This is a genomic window from Chryseobacterium sp. B21-037 (assembly GCF_028570785.1).
GTDB classification, from domain to species: Bacteria; Bacteroidota; Bacteroidia; order Flavobacteriales; family Weeksellaceae; genus Chryseobacterium; species Chryseobacterium proteolyticum.
Map to the genome: position 1 here is coordinate 260,247 of NZ_JALGCB010000001.1, position 19,072 is coordinate 279,318.

Sequence of the window (19,072 nt, forward strand, 5' to 3'; positions counted from 1 at the left end):
GATTCGATCATTTCAGATATAATTTCATCCTTGTCTCATATTCTGGCTTTAATTTCAGAAACTTCCATATTTTTTTGTCTTCGGGATTGCTCACACGGTAATAAATAATCTTATCTGCAGAGTATCTGAAATAAGGATGGTTCTTTAACCATTCTTCCGGTGCGTCCGCAAGTGTATATTTTGTGATGCCGGAGGAATCAAGCTTACAAATTGAAATTAATTTCTGCACAAGATCTGCATCTATATTGTAAGTTTCCAGGATTTGCTGTTTGGTAACGAATCCGCCCAGTTTTTTTCTGAAACCAATAATTGATCCTGCACTTTTTTCATCAAGTCCGAATTCCAGAAGCTGTTTAAAAGTAATTTGATTTAAATCAGTAGATGCGAAATCTGTTTTTTGCTGAATGATTGGATTCTTTTTTTCATCATTTTGCTGATCTTTGATTTTAATAAAGGGTTTTAATTCTTCAAACTTTTCCTGAGAAATGACGAAACATTTCTGAATATCCTGATAGGTATTAAAACGTCCCTTTAAATTTCTATCTCTGTAATTAACTATAGTTAATGCCTGCTTTTCGGAAAAACCAAGAGATTGCCATCCTGCTGTGTTTAAAGTATTAGGATCAAAAAAACGGAGATAAATACGAGGCTTTTGCTCAGTACTCTTAGAAATGTTTTTTAAATTTTCAGGTGTTTTTTCCGGTAAAAGCAGATGTGGTGCTAATAATCGATAGTTTTCATCATTGATTATAAAGCAGGCTTTTAATTTTTCTTTACTTACAAAACTACCTCCCAGATAAGCTTTGTATTTCAAAATCGCTTGGGCCTGTCTCGGGCTGAATCCCATATTCTCCCATTCTTTTTCAGAAAGGTGATCCGGATTGAATGTTCCGGAGACGGTAATTGTTTTTTTATCAGGCACTCCCGATCTACCATTTTTTATAACCTTATGGTCATTTGGGAGCATAATGTATGGACTGATCTCTGAAAATTTCTCCTTGGAAATAGCGTAGCATTTTTGTAATTGTTCTTTAGATGTAAATTCTCCACCAACAATTTTCTTATAGTTTAGTATCGTTAGTACCTGTTTTGAAGAAAATCCAAGGCTTTGCCACTGTTTTTCGTTAAGGTCATTAGGATTAAATTCGGTTAAATACAATGAAGCGTTTTCCTCCGACACAAACTTTATTTCGGGGAAATTTTCTTTTTCTTTACTGGTATACTCCTGGAAGATGAATAATATGAGCAGTAGTATACCTAAAAATGCAATCTTTTGATAGTAGCTTCTTTTCATCAAGCTAAACTTATTGATAAACCTCAACTTTTAAAAGAATAATGTTCAGAATTTGATATAATGATATATAAAGGGTTGTTTTTTGATGGTAACCCTTTTTAAAATGAAGCTGATCTTTTGATTAATTGAATTTTTTCAAGCCTACTCATCGGAATAATCGAGATAATATGATATATGATGGCATAAAAAATCCCCAAAAATGTTTTTGGGGATATATTTAACTAATAACAGATTATTGTATTACTGACGAACAAGATTATATTCTGTTCCTGCTGTTTCTTTTGTCCATGCGCTTCCGCTATGCATTTGAATTGTTTTATCATTGACAATTGAGAAGGTTGTTACACGGTCTGCAATATTTGAATACTTTAAAATTACCTTATTGGTGTCTTTGTAATACTTCCAAGTCCCTGTACTTGACATAGGAGTTGTACTACCAGGAAAAGTTTCAGACAAAGCGAAAGTATTATCATCTTTGAAAGTGATTTCAACATTCTGTTTTGAGTTTCCTGAAGGGATATTTCCTTTATAAACTCCTGGTACAAAAGTAGAAGTTTTAATTACCGAAGTATTTTCCTTTTGATTTTTCATTGTACTGCAAGAAGTAAATCCGATGAATGATGCGCAAGCTGCTGCGAGAAATAAATTTTTCATAATATGTTTTTTAAATTTGGTTTCTTACTAACTAAAATAATGCCAAAAAATAAAATAAATAAGTGAAAAAGTCATTGAGTTTTCATTGCTGATCTTATTTTGCCAAGGTGTGAAAAGGTGCAGAAAATTGATCATCACAGGATTAGCAGATGTTTATGTAAAATCTGATATTTGGAAAAAAAATGTTAGGGTATTTTTATCCGTTTCTGTTATTCAGAGTCTTTTTCTACTAAAGATTCTTTTAATTTCAGTAATTCAGCTTTTACGAATTCCAGACGGTCGATAATAGTAATGGTCTCGGATATTTTACTGTTTGTTGCCAAAGCGATCTTTGCTCCATCCAGCGTGTAACCTTTTTCTTTCACCAGATGGTAAATGATCTGCAGGTTTTTAATATCCTCAGGGGTGAAGTACCGGTTACCTTTCTTGTTTTTTTTAGGTTTGATAATAGGGAATTCCTGCTCCCAATAACGTATTAATGAAGTGTTTACATCAAATGCTTTAGCAACTTCTCCTATTGAATAATACAGCTTATCGGGTAAATTTATCTTCATTTTATGAATCCTAATTTTCAAAGATAATTTTTTTTGAATTTTTTTACAAATTTACCATCCAAAATATATTCTTAAAACTCTTTTCTTTTCTTGAAATACTATAATCTTCCAGTGCTATTTAAGATTAAATGAAAGTCTTTTTTTAATTTTGAAGTAAATTAATAGATTTGAATTCTATATCTGTACTTCATATTGATCTTTTTCAGTCCGGGAAAAATACTTCGGATTTTTATTTCAATACAATGAAAGATCATTTGGTCAGCAGCCATAAACATATTGAGAAGCCCCATCGGCATGATTTTTACGTAACGGTGCTTTTTACAAAAGGGACAGGAATTCATGAAGTCGATTTTCACAGGTATGATGTCTCAGAGGGAAGCATGTTTTTTCTATCACCGGGTCAGGTTCACAGCTGGGAACTTTCGGAAGACACGGACGGGTATATTTTTTTCTTATCTCAGGAATTTTATGATATGCATTATATCAATCAGCATCTGAGAAACTTCCCTTTTTTTAGTTCGGTGAATTTTTCAAGAAAGCTTCAGCTTGAAAAAAAATACCTGAACCCAATGGTTGGTTTGTTTGATGAGATTCAGAATGAGTATTATTCTCATAACCTTATGAAGGAGGGGCTGATACTTTCAGTGATTACAAAAATGTATATCACCTCATCAAGGTTGTTTTCTAAAGAATACAATACTTTTAATTCCCCGGTTAGTATTTCATATTTAAAGCACTATCAGGATTTTGAGACTTTACTCGAAGAACATTTTACAAAAGAAAAATCGATTTCATTTTATGCTTCTTTGCTGGATATTTCTCCTAAACACCTGAACAGGATTACGCAGACTATGGTTCAGAAAACGGCTACTGAAGTTATTACTGAAAGGGTAGTGCTGGAAGCAAAACGGATGCTGATGTATTTAAGCGAAAGTCTTGTTGAGATTGCCTTCAGATTAGGATATGAAGAATATTCTTATTTTGTGAGGGTATTCCGGAAAACTTCCGGAATAACACCGACTCAGTTTATTCAAAAGTATAAATCATAAACTTTTTGGCTACAACAATAGTTTGAAAGGTCCTTCAAAAGTTGTTTCAAAAGTATCCACAATTTTGCCTTTTTCATCAAGTACAGCAATCACAATGTTCTGTTTGGAAAATCGGATGTCTTTTTCAGGAAATGTAATATTAATGTTACCTTTTAAGATCTGATCTCCCTTTAATACAATTTTATCTGAACCAAAAAAAGTGATCTCGCCATTTTTAGGACTTATTACTTTTATTGTTAAAACCTTTTTCTCATTGGTTTTGTTTAAAAAAGTATAAATAAATGTATTCGTTATTTTTCCATTTTTTGTAAAGAAAGTGGATCCGGCAGGTTTAATAAATTTGGCCTCCATAGATCCACGGTCATACATTAGAAAACCAAGAAAACCGATTAATAATGCCAGAAAAACCGTAGTGACTTTCATTCTGGAGGTAAAAATAAACCTGGATTGGTTTTCAATTTCAGCTTCAGTTGCGTAGCGAACCAATCCTTTTGGAAGACCTATTTTTTCCATTACTTCATCACAGGCATCAATGCACGCCGTGCAATTAATACATTCAAGCTGTTGGCCGTTTCTGATGTCTATTCCTGTAGGGCAAACTACGACACATTGCTGGCAATCGATACAATCTCCTTTTCCTTCTGATTTTCGGTCTTCACCGTTTTTCCATTTGGAACGGTTTTCACCTCTTTTAAAATCATAATATACATTGATGGTTTGTTTATCAATAAGAACTCCCTGTAAGCGTCCGTAGGGGCATACCAATGTACATACCTGCTCACGGAGCCATGCGAAAGTAAAATAAAAAACAGCTGTGAAAGAAATCATAGCAATGAATTTCAATGAATGTTCTGCCGGTCCTTCACTCATGATTTTAAAAACCTCTCTGTAGCCTACAATATACATGAACATGAAATGACTGATAATTAACGAAACCAAAAGGAATACCGACCATTTCAGACTCCTCTTTCTTATTTTTTCACTATTCCATTCCTGTCGGTCCAGCTTCATTTGCTTATTACGGTCACCTTCGATCCAATATTCTATTTTTCTGAAAACCATCTCCATAAAAAGAGTTTGCGGACAAAGCCAGCCGCAGAATATTCGTCCGAAAACTACTGTAAAAAGCATAATAAATATAACAGAAGTAACAGCGCCCAGAGCCAGAATAAAAAAATCCTGGAGATAAAAAGGTTGCCCCACAATGAAAAATTTTCTGTCGATAACATTAATCAGAAGAAAAGGGTTATGATTAATGGTTACGAAAGGTAGAATAAAAAACAAAGCAAGCAGGATATAGCTGGTGTAATTTCTGTAATTTGTATATTTCCCCTTGGGTTTGCGGGGGAACACCCATTTTCTTTTTCCTGTATCATCCATTGTTCCCACAGAATTTCTGAAAGCTTCATTCTCTATTGCTATAACCTTTTCGGGTTTGGTGTCTGTATTCATTCTTTTATTTTAAATAACCAATTGAATAATCCCTCATTTTGTTGTTTTTTTTATTAAAAAACATCTATTGAGTTTCTTACCGCAAAGCTCTTAATTAAGGGAATACATTACTAATAGTATACACGTATTGAATAGGACAAATGGGACATTTATCAATTTTTTATTATTGTATCAAAATGAGAAAATAATTCTTGAATTTTATTTTTTCATGTTGTACATTGTGAGCCTAAAATGAAATAAGAAATGAAGAATCTTTTTAAAATGACTTGGGTTGGTTTGGTTTTAGTATTACTAAATTGTCAATCAGTAAATTATACCCGTATGTTTTATCATGATGTAATGCCAGAGAAGATTTCAGACCGGTTCGGTTTTACTGAGGGGCCCTCCTCAGATAAAGAAGGGAATGTTTATTTTACAGATCAACCCAATGATAAAATTTATTATTGGGATTGGAAAACAAATGAAATCCGGGAATTTTTAAGCAAAACAGGACGCGCCAATGGAACCCATTTTGATCAAGACGATAATCTGATTACCTGTTCTGATGATCAGGGCGAGATCTGGAAGATCTCTAAAGATAAAAAGATTCAGATTTTATTAAAAGGTTTCGAAGGAAAAAGGCTTAATGGTCCGAATGATGTATGGGGAGATTCTTCAGGTGGAATGTACTTTACTGATCCTTTGTATAAGAGAGATTACTGGATTGATTTTAAACAGGAAATTCCTCATAAAAGTCTTTATTACAGAAATAAAGAAGGTAAAGTAAAAAAAATCGATACTTTTACCCAGCCCAATGGCATTGCCGGAAGTGAGAAATACAGAAAACTCTATGTTTCTGATATTGATGCAGGAAAAACTTATGTATACGACATATTGGATGCAGGAGAACTTTCTGAGAAGAGACTGTTCTGTGAAATGGGTTCTGACGGAATGACGTTAGATAAGCACGGGAATGTTTATTTAACAGGTAATGGGGTTACGGTGTTTAATCGCGATGGTAAGAAAATCTATCATATTCCCATAGAAGAGGAATGGACCTCTAACGTAACATTCGGGGGAAAGCATAATGATATTCTTTTTATTACTGCTTCAAAGTCAGTATATACTTTACCAACAAGGGTAAAAGGGACAAGATAATCGATTCCATTTATTGTTGTTAAATCTTTTATCAGTGATTTAGTTACTTGAAAATTATATGTAATATTCAGGTAATCAGTGAGGTGGGCTTTGATTTCATTGATGTTATTTCATGTGTATTTGAATTTATTTCTTTTTAAATCTTATTTTATATAAAATTTTTAATCTATTTACTTCTATCGTAAAATAATTTAAGTTAATTGTGAAAATGTTAATAATGAGTGTTGTTTATTATTAATATTATGGTTTTTGTGTTTAATTTTTTGCTTTTTTTGTAAAGTGTTTTAGGCTCTGGAAAATATCGTTTATTTTATTTAAGATGTTTGCGTGAGTTAGAACATATACCAACCTTAACACAAACAGTTTAAATTATTATAGATATGAAATTCTACTTATTGATCGCATTGGCGATGGTTCCTTTTATGGGGTCATCACAATGGAAGAGAACAGAACTACGTTCACAAAGCGTAAAAAAAGTACAGGAAAAACTGGAGTTTTCAGGCTTGTATACATTAGATATAAACGCTTTAAAACAAACCCTTAAAAATACATCTTCTAAAACTTCTGAGGGAAAAGGTGTTGTTATTTCAATTCCTGATATCAATGGGAAAACAGAAAGGTTCCAGGTATGGGAATATTCCAATATGGCTCCTGAATTACAGGAGAAATATCCAGACATAAAATCTTATATGGGAAGGGGAATAGAAGACCCGTCTGCTTATTTAAGATTTAGTCTTTCACCGGTAGGTTTTTCATCCATGATTACAAGATCCGGTAATTCTGAATTTATTGAACCTTATTCACAGGACGGAACAGTATATGCTGTATTCGATTCAAAAGCAAGAAAGAATCAGGAGGCAGAACCTTTCATTTGTGGTACTGCTGAAAATCTGGCAACGAAGTCCCTATCTAGTAAAAATGGTGCACAAAATAAAAAAGCCGCAGGTTTCAATACTTTCAGGCTGGCTATGTCATGTACCGGGGAATATGCCCAGTATCATTTAACAGCAGCCGGAACACCGGCAAATGCTACGGAAGCGCAGAAAAAAGCGGTAGTACTGGCAGCTATGAATACGACATTAACCCGTCTTAATCAGTTATTTGAAAAAGATCTGTCATTACATTTTAATTTAATTGCCAATAATGATGTGCTTATTTTTTTAGAACCTACTGCAGATCCTTATACCAACGGAGGACCTGGTGAAGCTCAAACCCAGATTTCAGCGCGTATTGCAGCTCAGGACTACGATATGGGTCATTTGCTGGATAAAAAGAATGGTAACGGCCAGGCAGGAGATATCGGAGTAATCTGTGATGATAATGCTAAAGCAGGTGGATGGACAGCTCATAATTTTCCTGAAGGAGATAAATTCGATATAGACTATGTTGCTCATGAAATGGGTCATCAGATGGGGGCGAACCATACATTTACGCTTTATAATGCAAGCTATACGGATGCTTCTTTAGTAGAGCCGGGAAGTGGATCTACGATTATGGCTTATACAGGTATTATGGGTGGTAATAGTGATGTGCAGTTTAACTCATTTGATTATTTTCATGCTTTTAATCTTAAAGAGATCAAAGATGTGATCAATGGCGTGGCATGCGGTGTTAATGTGCCGTTTGCTAACCCTGCACCAGCAGTAAATGCCGGAGCTGATTATACAATTCCTAAATCTACACCTTTCGCATTGAAAGCAACCACAACAGATGCCAATAGTGCTGGTTATACTTATACGTGGGAGCAGATGGATTCCGGTTCGGCACAAACAGGAACGGTGAACTCCCTTACGTATGCTGCCAAACCTTCCGGTCCTACTTTCCGGTCCTTACCTCCGGTAAGTACACCTGTAAGATACTTTCCTGATTTTAATAAAGTATTGGCAGGAGTATATGCGACCCGTTGGGAGTCTTTATCCAGTGTGGCAAGGACACTTAATTTTACAGTTACGGCAAGAAATAATCATCCTACTGCTCCGCAAACGAGCAAAGATGAAACGGTAATAACGGTTGATGCTGCATCGGGACCTTTCAAAATTACAGCTCCGACATTTGGACAGTCGTTAAGTTCCGGAAATTCAGCAACTATAACCTGGGATGTAGCCAATACCACTCAGGCTCCGATTAATACAGCAAATGTTACGATTAAATTATCTACCGACGGAGGGCAAACATTTACCGTGCTGGCAGCAAATACACCTAATGACGGTAGCGAACAGATTACAATTCCTGCCGGATCAACTTCGGCAAACGCATACATTCTGATTGAAGCTATAGGAAATGTTTATTATGCGGTAAGTCCAAGTTTTGTTATTGATTATAATGTGACCGGAGAAACATGTGCAACATATACTTATAATGGACCAGCTGTTGGCATTACAGATGGTCCAGGAGGTAGTAATATTTCTGCTCCTAAAGTTGTGATTCCTCTCCTTGTAAATAATACGGGAATTATTACGAAAATTAAAGTAACACCTTCTGTTGCACATACGAACGTAAGAGATCTTGCTATCGGGATTGAAAGTCCGGCAGGTTCATCCGCCTTAATCTGGAACAGGCAGTGTAACAACAGGTCTGGTATAACAGCAACGTTTAGTAATGAAGGAAATGCTGTAGCATGTGCTTCGCCAATACAGGGAGAAACATTATCTAATGAGTCTTTAGCTATTTTCAAAGGTCATAAAGCGCAAGGGGAATGGAAGCTTTTCGTATCTGATAACAATGCCGGTAATGTTGGAACCATTAACGGATGGTCACTTCAGGTTTGTACCCGCGAAACACAAAATTTAGGAACAAAGGATGCTTCCGCTGTATCAGGAAATGATATCAAAATTTACCCTAATCCGAGTAATGGGAATTTCTTTGTTAAATCCAGGAATTTATCAGGAGAAATAAAAGTTACTCTATTTGATTCAAGTGGCAGGCTGATCTCTTCGGATTCCTATCAAGGTAATGGAGATTTTACAAAAGAATTTAATATGAATATCCCAAAAGGAGTTTATATTATTAATATTAATTCTTCCAAAGGGATGTATAGTCAAAAACTGATCATCAAATAAGTTTTTTAATATTATTGTAAAAGGAAAGCGGCTATTAAATAATGGCCGCTTTCTTTTTTATCTTAAAATTGATGTCGTTTAATACGCTATCTCCATTTTGACTTTTTTTCCTTTAAGCTTTTCATTGGATAATTTCTTTAACAATGAATTTACTTTCTTCCTGGAAACGGCAACATATGATGTTGTGTCTTTCACTTCAATCAGCCCGATATCCTCCTTTTGTAATTCTCCTTTTTTAATGAGATAACCCACAATATCTACTTTATTAACTTTGTCTTTCTTACCTGCACTGATATAAATTGTTTGAAAAGGTGTCTTTTCAGGAACTTTATCATATCCTGAAACACTTTCGTCAGGCGTATTATTTTTGATAAAAGGAAAATTTTCTTCCTCTGTCATGATAAGGTAAACAAAACCTTTAGCATTCATCCTCGCGGTACGTCCGTTTCTGTGAATGAAAGCATCTTCTTTGGGAGGTAGTTGATAATGAACAATAGACTCTACTTCAGGTATATCAAGTCCCCGGGCGGCAAGGTCGGTTGTGATTAGGATTCTTGCAGAGTCATTTCTGAATTTCAGTAAAGCCCGTTCTCTTTCGTCCTGTTCCATACCCCCGTGGAATGTTTCCCTGTCAATTCCCATTTGATGAAGAAGCTCGGAAATACGGTCTACTGCGTCACGGTGATTACAGAAAATCAGCGTTCTTTTATTCCCGATTTTACAAACAAGATTGAAAAGTGTATCCAGCTTTTCTTCCGGAATTGTCATTACTTTTCTCAATTGTAAATCAGGTTTTATATCGTTTTCTTTAAGGAAACTGATTACTTTTTCATCTTTCAGCCCGGTAAATGAAGGGATTTCATCCATGGCAGTTGCAGAAGTTAAAATTCTTTGGGATAACCCTTTTAAAGAATTAGAAATAAATTCCATATCATCATGAAAGCCTAGCTCTAATGCTTTATCAAACTCATCAAGAACCAATGTCTTAATTGTCTTAGGATCAAAATTATTGTTTCTCAGATGGTAAACAACTCTTCCCGGTGTTCCAATCAATACGGCAGGAGCTTCAATTAAATTATTAACCTCAATCTTTTTATCATGGCCACCATAGCAAACGGAAACCTTAAAATCCGTTCCCATTGACTTGAACACCTGTTCAATTTGTAGAGCCAATTCTCTGGCCGGAACTAATATCAATGCCTGGACTCCTTGAACGTCTTTTTTCAGATTTCTTAAAACCGGAAATAAAAAAGCAAGCGTCTTCCCTGATCCGGTAGGAGAGAGCAATACAATATCCGTATTGTTTTCAGAAGCTTTATAAGTAGATTTCTGCATCTGATTCATATCCTGAATTTGCAGTTTTTGATAAATTGATTGTAGTTCCATTGGGCAAAGATAGTGAAAATAGGTGGCTAGGAATTTAGAGTCTTTAGAGTCTTAAGCTGTAAGTTGTTATTTGTTATAAAGATTGTTGGTGAAGATGTATTTTAATCTTTTAATGATTTTAATTTTGACAATCAGGCATTTAGGTGTGACGTCTCTGCGGATTAAAATATTGTTTATATTAAATAATATTCGTATATTTGCACCCACTTTTTGTGGTCAAGGTTTGAAGAGGTAAATTATTAAAAATTAATTACTTCCGTATTTTTTAAATCCACATTTGTTCAAACCGTTAAAAAAGAAGGAATACAAATTTTATTAGAAAATGTCAAAAGAGACAAATTCAGCAGAGGTTTTATTAAACCAAAACGTAGCACCAGAACAATTTGATTGGGATTCATTCGAATCAGGTCTTGATGCAGATGCGAGAAAAGAAAAAAGTGATTTAGAAGAAATCTACAACGGATCTTTAAACAGCTTAAACGATAACGACGTTTTAGTTGGTAGAGTTGTAAGATTAACTGATAAAGAAGCTATCGTAGACATCAACTTCAAATCAGAAGGTGTTATTTCTCTTAACGAATTCCGTTATAACCAAGGATTACAAGTAGGTGATGAGGTAGAAGTAATGGTTGACAGAAGAGAAGACAAAACTGGACAATTACAATTATCTCACAGAAAAGCAAGAACGCTTAAAGCTTGGGATAGAGTAAACGAACTTCACGAAACTGGAGAAATCGTTAACGGTTTTGTGAAATCTAGAACTAAAGGAGGTATGATCGTTGACGTACACGGAATCGAAGCATTCTTACCAGGTTCTCAAATTGATGTTAAGCCAATTAAAGATTACGATCAGTTCGTAGGTAAAACTATGGAGTTCAAAGTTGTGAAAATCAACCCTGAATTCAAAAACGTAGTAGTATCTCACAAAGCATTGATCGAAGCAGATATCGAAGGTCAGAAAAAAGAAATCATCGCTCAGCTTGAAAAAGGACAAGTTCTTGAAGGAACTGTTAAGAACATTACTTCTTACGGTGTATTCATTGACTTAGGAGGTGTAGATGGATTGATCCACATTACAGACCTTTCTTGGTCTAGAGTGAACCACCCATCTGAAATCTTAGAAGATGGACAAACTGTAAAAGTTGTTATCCTTGATTTCGATGATGAGAAAACAAGAATCCAGTTAGGTATGAAGCAATTAGAAGCTCATCCTTGGGATGCTCTTTCTGCTGACCTGAAAGTTGGAGATAAAGTAAAAGGAAAAGTAGTAGTTCTTGCTGACTATGGTGCATTCGTAGAAATCGCTCCAGGTGTAGAAGGATTGATCCACGTTTCTGAAATGTCTTGGTCTACTCACTTGAGATCTGCTGGTGATTTTGTAAAAGTAGGTGATGAAGTTGAAGCTGAAGTACTTACTTTAGATAGAGAAGATAGAAAAATCTCTCTAGGTATGAAACAATTATCTAAAGATCCTTGGGAAAATATCGAAGCTAAATATCCTGTTGGATCTCAGCATGTAGGAACTGTAAGAAACTTCACAAACTTTGGTGTATTCGTAGAGTTGGAAGAAGGTATCGACGGTTTAATCTACATTTCTGATCTTTCTTGGACTAAGAAAATCAAGCATCCATCTGAATTCTGCGCTGTAGGAGACAAATTAGATGTTATCGTATTGGAATTAGATATCCAAGCAAGAAGATTGTCTTTAGGTCACAAGCAATTGACTGAAAACCCTTGGGATAAATTCGAAACTAAATATGCTGAAGGAACTATCCATGCTGGTAAAGCTGTAGAAGTACACGATAAAGGTGCTTCTGTACAATTCGAAGATGCTGAGGTTGAAGCGTTCTGCCCTTCAAGATTATTAGAGAAAGAAGATGGATCTAAAATCAAAAAAGGTGAAGATGCTGAGTTCAAAGTAATCGAATTCAACAAGGAGTTCAAGAGAGTAGTAGTATCTCACACAGGTATCTTCAGAGATGAGGAAAAGAAAAATGTAAAAGAATCTAACAACAGATCTAATACTTCTTCTTCATCTTCTTCAAACGAAGAAAGATCTACATTGGGAGATATTGATGCATTAGCAGAATTAAAAAGAAAAATGGAAGAAGGTAAATAATCCTTAACCATTTAGGAATATGAAGCCACTCTTACGAGTGGCTTTTTTTATTTCTTATTATGATATTTTTATTAAAAATATCATGCTGTTTTCTAGAATTCAATTGTAAGAAGTGAATTATGTAAATGTTTAAAATTGAGTTGAATGAAGGGGAATTAATTATGATTTTAGTTGTGTATAATAAAATCAAATAAAATGATTTTTGATTATTAAATATTTGTAAATTAGCGGCTTTATTAATGTATATTAAAAATATAACCCGATCCATTTTGTTTGCTGTATCCGCAGAATTTGATCTTTGTTCGTTTTCTTAATATTAATTATATAAGGAAGGTTAAGTAAATTATGTTTCACAAAGTAAGATGAGGAAATATAAAGTCTAATAAATTTCAATATTAAAAATTGTTCAGTATAAATGAAAAGAATAAAACTACCTCTTATGGTTGCTGCTTTCGCAGTTATTCCATCTTTACAATTATTTTCACAGGAAAATACTCAGATTATCAAAGACTATATTTCTCAGAATAAGATCAGAGAATATAAAAAGTCCGATCTCACTAATTTTGTTATTGATAATACGGATGCATCGAAGTCATTAAATGGTGATGTTATAAAATTTCAACAGACTTATAATGGAATTCCTGTATACAGTTCCGGAGGAACTGCGTTAATTAAAGATCGTAAGATCGTTTATTATACAGATAATTTTGTAAAGAACTATACAGGATCTACTCCCGTTTCTGCACAAATCAATAAAACAGCAGCTCTTCAGAAAATAGCAAATGAACTTGGAAACACTGAGATTGCTGATTTTTCAATTCTTGGATTTTTTGAAAAAAGCTTAAATAATACAAAATCAGCTAAACAAAGGCTGGTGTATGCAAATACGTCTACTGGAGATTTGCGTTTAGCCTATGAGTTTATTATGATGGAGCCAAAGTCTTCCAATTACTGGAATATTCTGGTAGATGCCAATGATGGAAAAATCATAGAAAAGAATAACTTAACATTATCTTGTAATTTTAAACCGGACTCTTATGTTTCAGATGGATTAGCTATAGAGAATAATAATACATTTGTTGGTCCTGAGAAAGGCTATCAGCAAAGTTTGGTTTTGTTGGCTGATCCTGCAAGCTACAATATATTTTCAACGCCACTGGAAGCGCCTACATTTGGATCAAGATCTGTAGTTTCTAATCCATGGATGTTGACTTCCTCACCAGAAGGATGGCATTCGGATGGTACAACCCATTATACCAATACAAGAGGAAATAATGTGTATGCTTACGAAGATACAGCCAATACAAATAACCCTGGATTTTCACCTGATGGAGGGGCTTCAAGAAATTTTAATTTTCCTTTTAGTATCAATGGGACTCCTGCAGCGAATCAAAGTGCAGCAATTACCAATCTGTTCTACATCAGTAATAGGGTTCATGATGTATTTTATAAATTTGGATTTACAGAATCTGCGAGAAATTTCCAGCAAAATAATTTTGGACTTGGCGGATTAGACGATGATTCAGTTTATGCAGAAGCGCAAGATGGCGGAGGTACTAATAACGCGAACTTTTCCAGTCCTCCGGATAATTACAATGGGAGAATGCAGATGTATTTATGGTCGACTAGAAATAGACTTTTCTTCTATAATACACCTAGTACAGCGGTAGCCCGCCAACCCGCTGCTGGTGTTGCTGAATTCGGGAATGCACTAAACCCTACTGGAGTTACTGGAAATGTACAATTATCATCCGTATTAGATGGATGTACTGCATTACCAGCAGGTTCACTTACAGGGAAGATTGGTTTGGTTGAGCGTGGAACCTGTGCTTTCGTGATCAAAACAAAGAATTTACAGAATGCAGGAGCTACTGCTGCCATTATCTATAATAATGCCGCAAATGGATCAACCATTGGCAATATGTCAGGGACTGATGCAACAGTTACTATTCCATCTGTATTAATTAGTAATGCAGAGGGAGAATATATTAAAACCCAGCTTTCAGCTGCTACAACGGTAAATGTTACTTTGAAGAATGATCCTGCAACCAGCGTTACACCAGATGGGAGCTTTGATAATGGAATCGTAACACACGAATACGGTCATGGAATTTCTAACAGATTAACGGGAACTGGATATGGATGTCTGAATGCTTCATCTGATAAAGAACAAATGGGTGAAGGATGGTCGGATTTCTTTGCCTTAATGCTTACCAATAAAATAGGAGATAATGCTTCTGTTCCTAGAGGAATGGCAACATATGCTGCAGGACAGCTTCCGGATGGGGATGGAATCCGCCCTGCAAAATATTCTCCTGACTTCACGATCAACGATTATACCTATGGAGATACCAATGGAATGGAATATACGAATCAAAGTGGAAATATAGTTCCTGATGTGCATTCAATTGGATTTGTATGGGCTACGATGTTATGGGATCTGCATTGGCAGTATGTAGCAAAATATGGTTATTCTGCCGATGTTACTGCTAATACAACAAATGGTAGTTCAAGAATATTACAACTTGTTACCGATGCATTAAAACTTCAGGTTTGTAATCCAACATTTATTGATGGAAGAAATGCGATATTAGCTGCAGAACAGGCAACTACCGGAGGAGTAGATAAATGTATGATATGGAGAACTTTTGCAAAAAGAGGTTTAGGAGTGAATGCAAGTGCGGGAGTTAAAACAAATATCAATGATCAGATTCAGGATTTCACAATTCCCGATGAATGTCCGTTATTGGCTACTGATGAAGTGAAATCTGTAAAAAATACCTCAATTTCTATCTATCCTAATCCTGCTAAAAATGAATTTTTCATCAATTTCCCAAGCAATACAATGGGTAAAGTAAGTGTGGAAATTTATGATATGTCTGGAAAGCTTGTTTCTTCTGAAGATAAAATTTCTCCGGATGCTAAAAAAGCTATTTCTACAGATCGCTTGATCAACGGAACTTATATGGTAAAAGTAAAAGGCCTTGGCTTTGAAGCTGCGTCTAAAGTAATCGTTAAAAAATAAGCTGTTTTTTTTATTCAGTTTCAATCACCCCAGGGAAAACTTGGGGTGATTTTATTTATCTATAAGCTTTTTACCTCCTGGTGAATTAAATTATTATATTGTACCTTTGCAGGCTGTTAAAAAGATTATGAAGAAGAAAAATTTATTGAAAGGCGTATTGCTAGTGGGTATTGGTGCAAGTGTTTATGGAATGTTGGCTACATTTGTTAAAATGTCTTATCATGATGGATATACCACATCCGAAGTAACCACTGCTCAGTTTGTATTAGGATTAGTAGGACTTCTGATCCTGAATTTTATCCAGACTTTAACATCAAAAACAAAATTATCATCACCAAGCCGAAAAGAAGTTAGGATGCTGATGCTGGCAGGTACTTCACTGGGGTGTACAAGTTTATTTTACTATATCGCAGTTCAATATATCAATGTTTCAATAGCGATTGTTTTGTTAATGCAGTCTGTATGGTTTAGTGTGGTTGTAGAAAGTTTCTTGACCAGAAAATTTCCCAACGTGAGGAAAGTGGTCGCTACAATTATTGTACTAGTAGGAACTGTATTGGCTACGAATCTTATTAATGTGGATATAGAATTAGACTGGCATGGTGTTTTTTGGGGATTAATGGCAGCGGCTTCCTATACTCTGACGATGTTCACCTCTAATACACTGGCTACACATTTACCCGTCCTACGTAAAAGTATGGTAATGCTTTCAGGAGGATCTATTGTTATTCTGGCATTCCTTTTCTTTGCTCAGATCGGGCCCCTCTATTTTGATGGTCTTAAATCAATTTATTTAAATTTTACCGACAATACTCAACATATTCATTCTTTTGATTATTCTATATTCTGGACCTATGGCTTTGTTCTTGCTGTTTTTGGAACTATCATTCCACCCATTTTATTTAATTTGGGATTTCCAAATACAGGATTGGGCTTGGGAAGCATTATTTCATCACTGGAACTTCCGGTTTCTGTGACAATGGCTTTTGTTTTGTTGGGTGAAAAAGTAATTTTAGTTCAATGGGCAGGGATTGCATTAATCCTTTTTGCTATTGTACTTATGAATTTACCGGCAAAAAAAGAATTGCAAGTTGCTGAACAACTGTCCTGAAAAGATAATTAAGCTGAAAATAATAAGTAAAACCGTTTCTTTTGGAACGGTTTTTTTAATTTTAATCTATAAATAAGAATTCATGAAATATTTTAAAAAAGCATTATGATTTTAATGCTATCTATGATACCATTTTTATCGTTTTCCCAGATAAAATCGTTAGATGCAATGCTTACGAACTATCAATATCCTTTTGAAGTTCATTTTATTGATTTGAATACTCAGAATCAGCATCTGAAAATGGCCTATATGGATGTAAAGCCTAAAGAACCCAATGGAAAAGTAATCATGCTTCTTCATGGGAAAAACTTTAACGGAGCGTATTGGGAACAAACGGCGAAAGATCTTTCAGCTAAAGGTTTCAGGGTTATTATACCCGATCAGATAGGATTTGGTAAATCTTCCAAGCCTCAGTGTTATCAATTTTCCTTTTCACAATTAGCAGACAATACAAAAAAAATCCTGGATGAATTAAAGATTGATAAAGCAATTGTTCTGGGGCACTCTATGGGAGGGATGTTGGCAACCCGTTTTACATTACTTTACCCTGAGAGGGTTCAAAAGCTTGTCCTTGAAAACCCGATTGGCCTGGAAGATTATAAGACCTTTGCATCATACCAGACCATTGATCAGGCATATCAGTCGGAGCTTAAAAATACAGCTGAAACCTATAAAAATTATCAGCTAAAATTCTATTATGATAATCAATGGAAGAAAGAATATCAACCCAGGCTGGATCTTATTGCTGGTTGGACTTTACATAAAGAATATCCACTTGTGGCATGGGATGCTGCTCTCACATCCGATATGATTTATAATCAACCGGTTTGTTATGAATTTAAGAATATTAAAACTCCAACCTTACTTATAATCGGAACAAGGGACCGAACTGCAATAGGAAAGGATAGGGCACCTAAAGAACTTCAATCCAGGATGGGGCAATATCAGGAACTGGGAAAAAAAACACAACAGCAGATACCTGGTTCCAGATTAACGGAAATCGATAATGTAGGGCATCTTCCCCATATTGAGGTTTATCCCCAATTTTTTGAAGCCTTATATGAGTTTATAAGGTAAAACATGAACTCTTGAAATTAGCCTGTTCATAACGGAAATAAAAACAGAGGTGGATTTAGAATTTTGACTTTAAAAACATTTCTTGCCATATGTATAGTTTTTCATGAAATAAATTGTATAAAATTGTATTACCAATACACGGGATTTATGGAAAATTATACCAATACAACAGAAATAATAACTACACCTGAAAAGGCATATGAAGCTTTGACCCGGAAAATTCCTTTATGGTGGTCAGAAATGTTTAACGGATCTTCCCGGGAACCCGATGATGTATTTACTATACAATTTGGTGACAATATTCACAAGACATTTCGGGTAAAGGAAGCTGTACCTGAATCAAGAATTGTATGGTATGTTGTAGATTCTTTAATCGGTCTTCCAGAGCTGAAAAATCAAACAGAATGGATTGGAACGACTATCGTTTGGGAAATTGAAAAAAATGAGAATGGAATTCTGCTGAAACTTACGCATAGGGGTTTGCATCCTGATGTCGAATGTTATCATATATGTTCCAATGGCTGGGTGCAATTTATCAATAGTTTGAAACTATTTCTTGAAACAGGAACGGGAAGTCCGTTTACAGGATAGCATCAGAGTCATATAAAACAACTTATATATAAAAAAAGAAGCTGCTTACATTGAGTAAACAGCTTCTTTTGTATGTATTGTTGTCTGAATTATTTCTTTTTGTAAGCAGCGTCTTTAATTCTTGCTTTCTTACCTCTAAGATCTCTGAAGTAGTAAATTCTAGATCTTCTAACTTTACCTCTTCTGTCAACTTCAATCTTCTGAAGAGCTGGCATGTTGATAGGGAATACTCTTTCTACACCTACATCACCACTCATTTTTCTGATAGTGAAAGTTTTTGTAGAACCTGTACCTCTTAATTGGATAACTGTTCCTTTGAAGAACTGAGTTCTTGTTTTTTGTCCTTCTTTAATTTCGTAATACACTGTAATTGTATCACCTGCTTTGAATTCAGGGAATTCTTTTTTTGCAATGTACTTCTCTTGTACGTACTTTAATAAATCCATTATTAATGATAATATAATGTTAAGGCTAAGCAACTTACACGTTTTTCGTCAGAGGTTGAATAACAGGTTGCAAATGTACAAAATTAGTTTTGAATAATCCAAATAAATTTAAATGTAA

General features: G+C 34.9%; 14 protein-coding genes. 8 read left to right on the forward strand and 6 right to left on the reverse strand.

All coding sequences use genetic code 11. The features are described 5' to 3' along the window. Positions 1-7: 7 nt before the first annotated feature. The 3 genes from MTQ00_RS01170 to MTQ00_RS01180 all read right to left on the reverse strand — a co-directional run bounded on the left by MTQ00_RS01170 (position 8) and on the right by MTQ00_RS01180 (position 2,502). Positions 8-1,294 (reverse strand): helix-hairpin-helix domain-containing protein, encoded by a 1,287-nt coding sequence (locus tag MTQ00_RS01170; RefSeq protein ID WP_273647398.1) that lies wholly within the window; start codon positions 1,292-1,294, stop codon positions 8-10. A 240-nt stretch (positions 1,295-1,534) separates the two neighbouring features. Next, positions 1,535-1,948 carry a copper resistance protein NlpE N-terminal domain-containing protein gene (locus tag MTQ00_RS01175; RefSeq protein WP_273647399.1) on the reverse strand — a complete coding sequence of 138 codons (414 nt, stop codon included), beginning with the start codon at positions 1,946-1,948 and terminating at the stop codon, positions 1,535-1,537. 209 nt (positions 1,949-2,157) lie between these two features. Further along, on the reverse strand, positions 2,158-2,502 hold the full coding sequence (locus MTQ00_RS01180; protein ID WP_172277432.1) for a MerR family transcriptional regulator: 345 nt from the start codon (positions 2,500-2,502) through the stop codon (positions 2,158-2,160). A gap of 167 nt (positions 2,503-2,669) precedes the next feature. On the opposite strand from MTQ00_RS01180, the gene MTQ00_RS01185 reads away from it, so the two are divergent. After that, positions 2,670-3,551 (forward strand): AraC family transcriptional regulator, encoded by an 882-nt coding sequence (locus MTQ00_RS01185; RefSeq protein WP_273647400.1) that lies wholly within the window; start codon positions 2,670-2,672, stop codon positions 3,549-3,551. A 9-nt stretch (positions 3,552-3,560) separates the two neighbouring features. Here the strand turns inward: MTQ00_RS01185 and ccoG are convergent, their stop codons facing one another. Further along, complete coding sequence (gene ccoG / locus MTQ00_RS01190; RefSeq protein ID WP_273647401.1) at positions 3,561-5,003, reverse strand: cytochrome c oxidase accessory protein CcoG; 1,443 nt, start codon at positions 5,001-5,003, stop codon at positions 3,561-3,563. Between the two features lie 321 nt (positions 5,004-5,324). On the opposite strand from ccoG, the gene MTQ00_RS01195 reads away from it, so the two are divergent. Beyond that, positions 5,325-6,140 (forward strand): SMP-30/gluconolactonase/LRE family protein, encoded by an 816-nt coding sequence (locus MTQ00_RS01195; protein ID WP_273647402.1) that lies wholly within the window; start codon positions 5,325-5,327, stop codon positions 6,138-6,140. 380 nt (positions 6,141-6,520) lie between these two features. Further along, complete coding sequence (locus tag MTQ00_RS01200) at positions 6,521-9,199, forward strand: reprolysin-like metallopeptidase (RefSeq protein WP_273647403.1); 2,679 nt, start codon at positions 6,521-6,523, stop codon at positions 9,197-9,199. A gap of 78 nt (positions 9,200-9,277) precedes the next feature. Here MTQ00_RS01200 and MTQ00_RS01205 read toward each other — a convergent pair whose 3' ends face one another. Next, positions 9,278-10,585, reverse strand: coding sequence for a DEAD/DEAH box helicase (locus MTQ00_RS01205; protein ID WP_273647404.1), 1,308 nt, complete (start codon positions 10,583-10,585; stop codon positions 9,278-9,280). Between the two features lie 322 nt (positions 10,586-10,907). On the opposite strand from MTQ00_RS01205, the gene rpsA reads away from it, so the two are divergent. The 5 genes from rpsA (at position 10,908) to MTQ00_RS01230 (ending at position 18,508) form a co-directional block, all read left to right on the forward strand. Then, a complete protein-coding gene (gene rpsA / locus MTQ00_RS01210) occupies positions 10,908-12,704 on the forward strand; it encodes a 30S ribosomal protein S1 (protein ID WP_172277450.1) in 1,797 nt (598 codons plus the stop codon). Between the two features lie 415 nt (positions 12,705-13,119). Continuing rightward, positions 13,120-15,729, forward strand: a complete 2,610-nt coding sequence (locus MTQ00_RS01215; protein WP_273647405.1) for a T9SS-dependent M36 family metallopeptidase — start codon at positions 13,120-13,122, stop codon at positions 15,727-15,729. A 127-nt stretch (positions 15,730-15,856) separates the two neighbouring features. Further along, positions 15,857-16,840 (forward strand): EamA family transporter, encoded by a 984-nt coding sequence (locus MTQ00_RS01220; protein ID WP_172277456.1) that lies wholly within the window; start codon positions 15,857-15,859, stop codon positions 16,838-16,840. 123 nt (positions 16,841-16,963) lie between these two features. After that, entirely contained in the window at positions 16,964-17,917 is a 954-nt protein-coding gene (locus MTQ00_RS01225) for an alpha/beta fold hydrolase (RefSeq protein WP_273647406.1), read from the forward strand. Between the two features lie 147 nt (positions 17,918-18,064). Further along, positions 18,065-18,508 (forward strand): SRPBCC family protein, encoded by a 444-nt coding sequence (locus MTQ00_RS01230; protein ID WP_273647407.1) that lies wholly within the window; start codon positions 18,065-18,067, stop codon positions 18,506-18,508. Between the two features lie 89 nt (positions 18,509-18,597). Here the strand turns inward: MTQ00_RS01230 and rplS are convergent, their stop codons facing one another. Further along, positions 18,598-18,954, reverse strand: a complete 357-nt coding sequence (gene rplS, locus MTQ00_RS01235) for a 50S ribosomal protein L19 (RefSeq protein ID WP_172277465.1) — start codon at positions 18,952-18,954, stop codon at positions 18,598-18,600. Positions 18,955-19,072 lie beyond the last annotated feature (118 nt).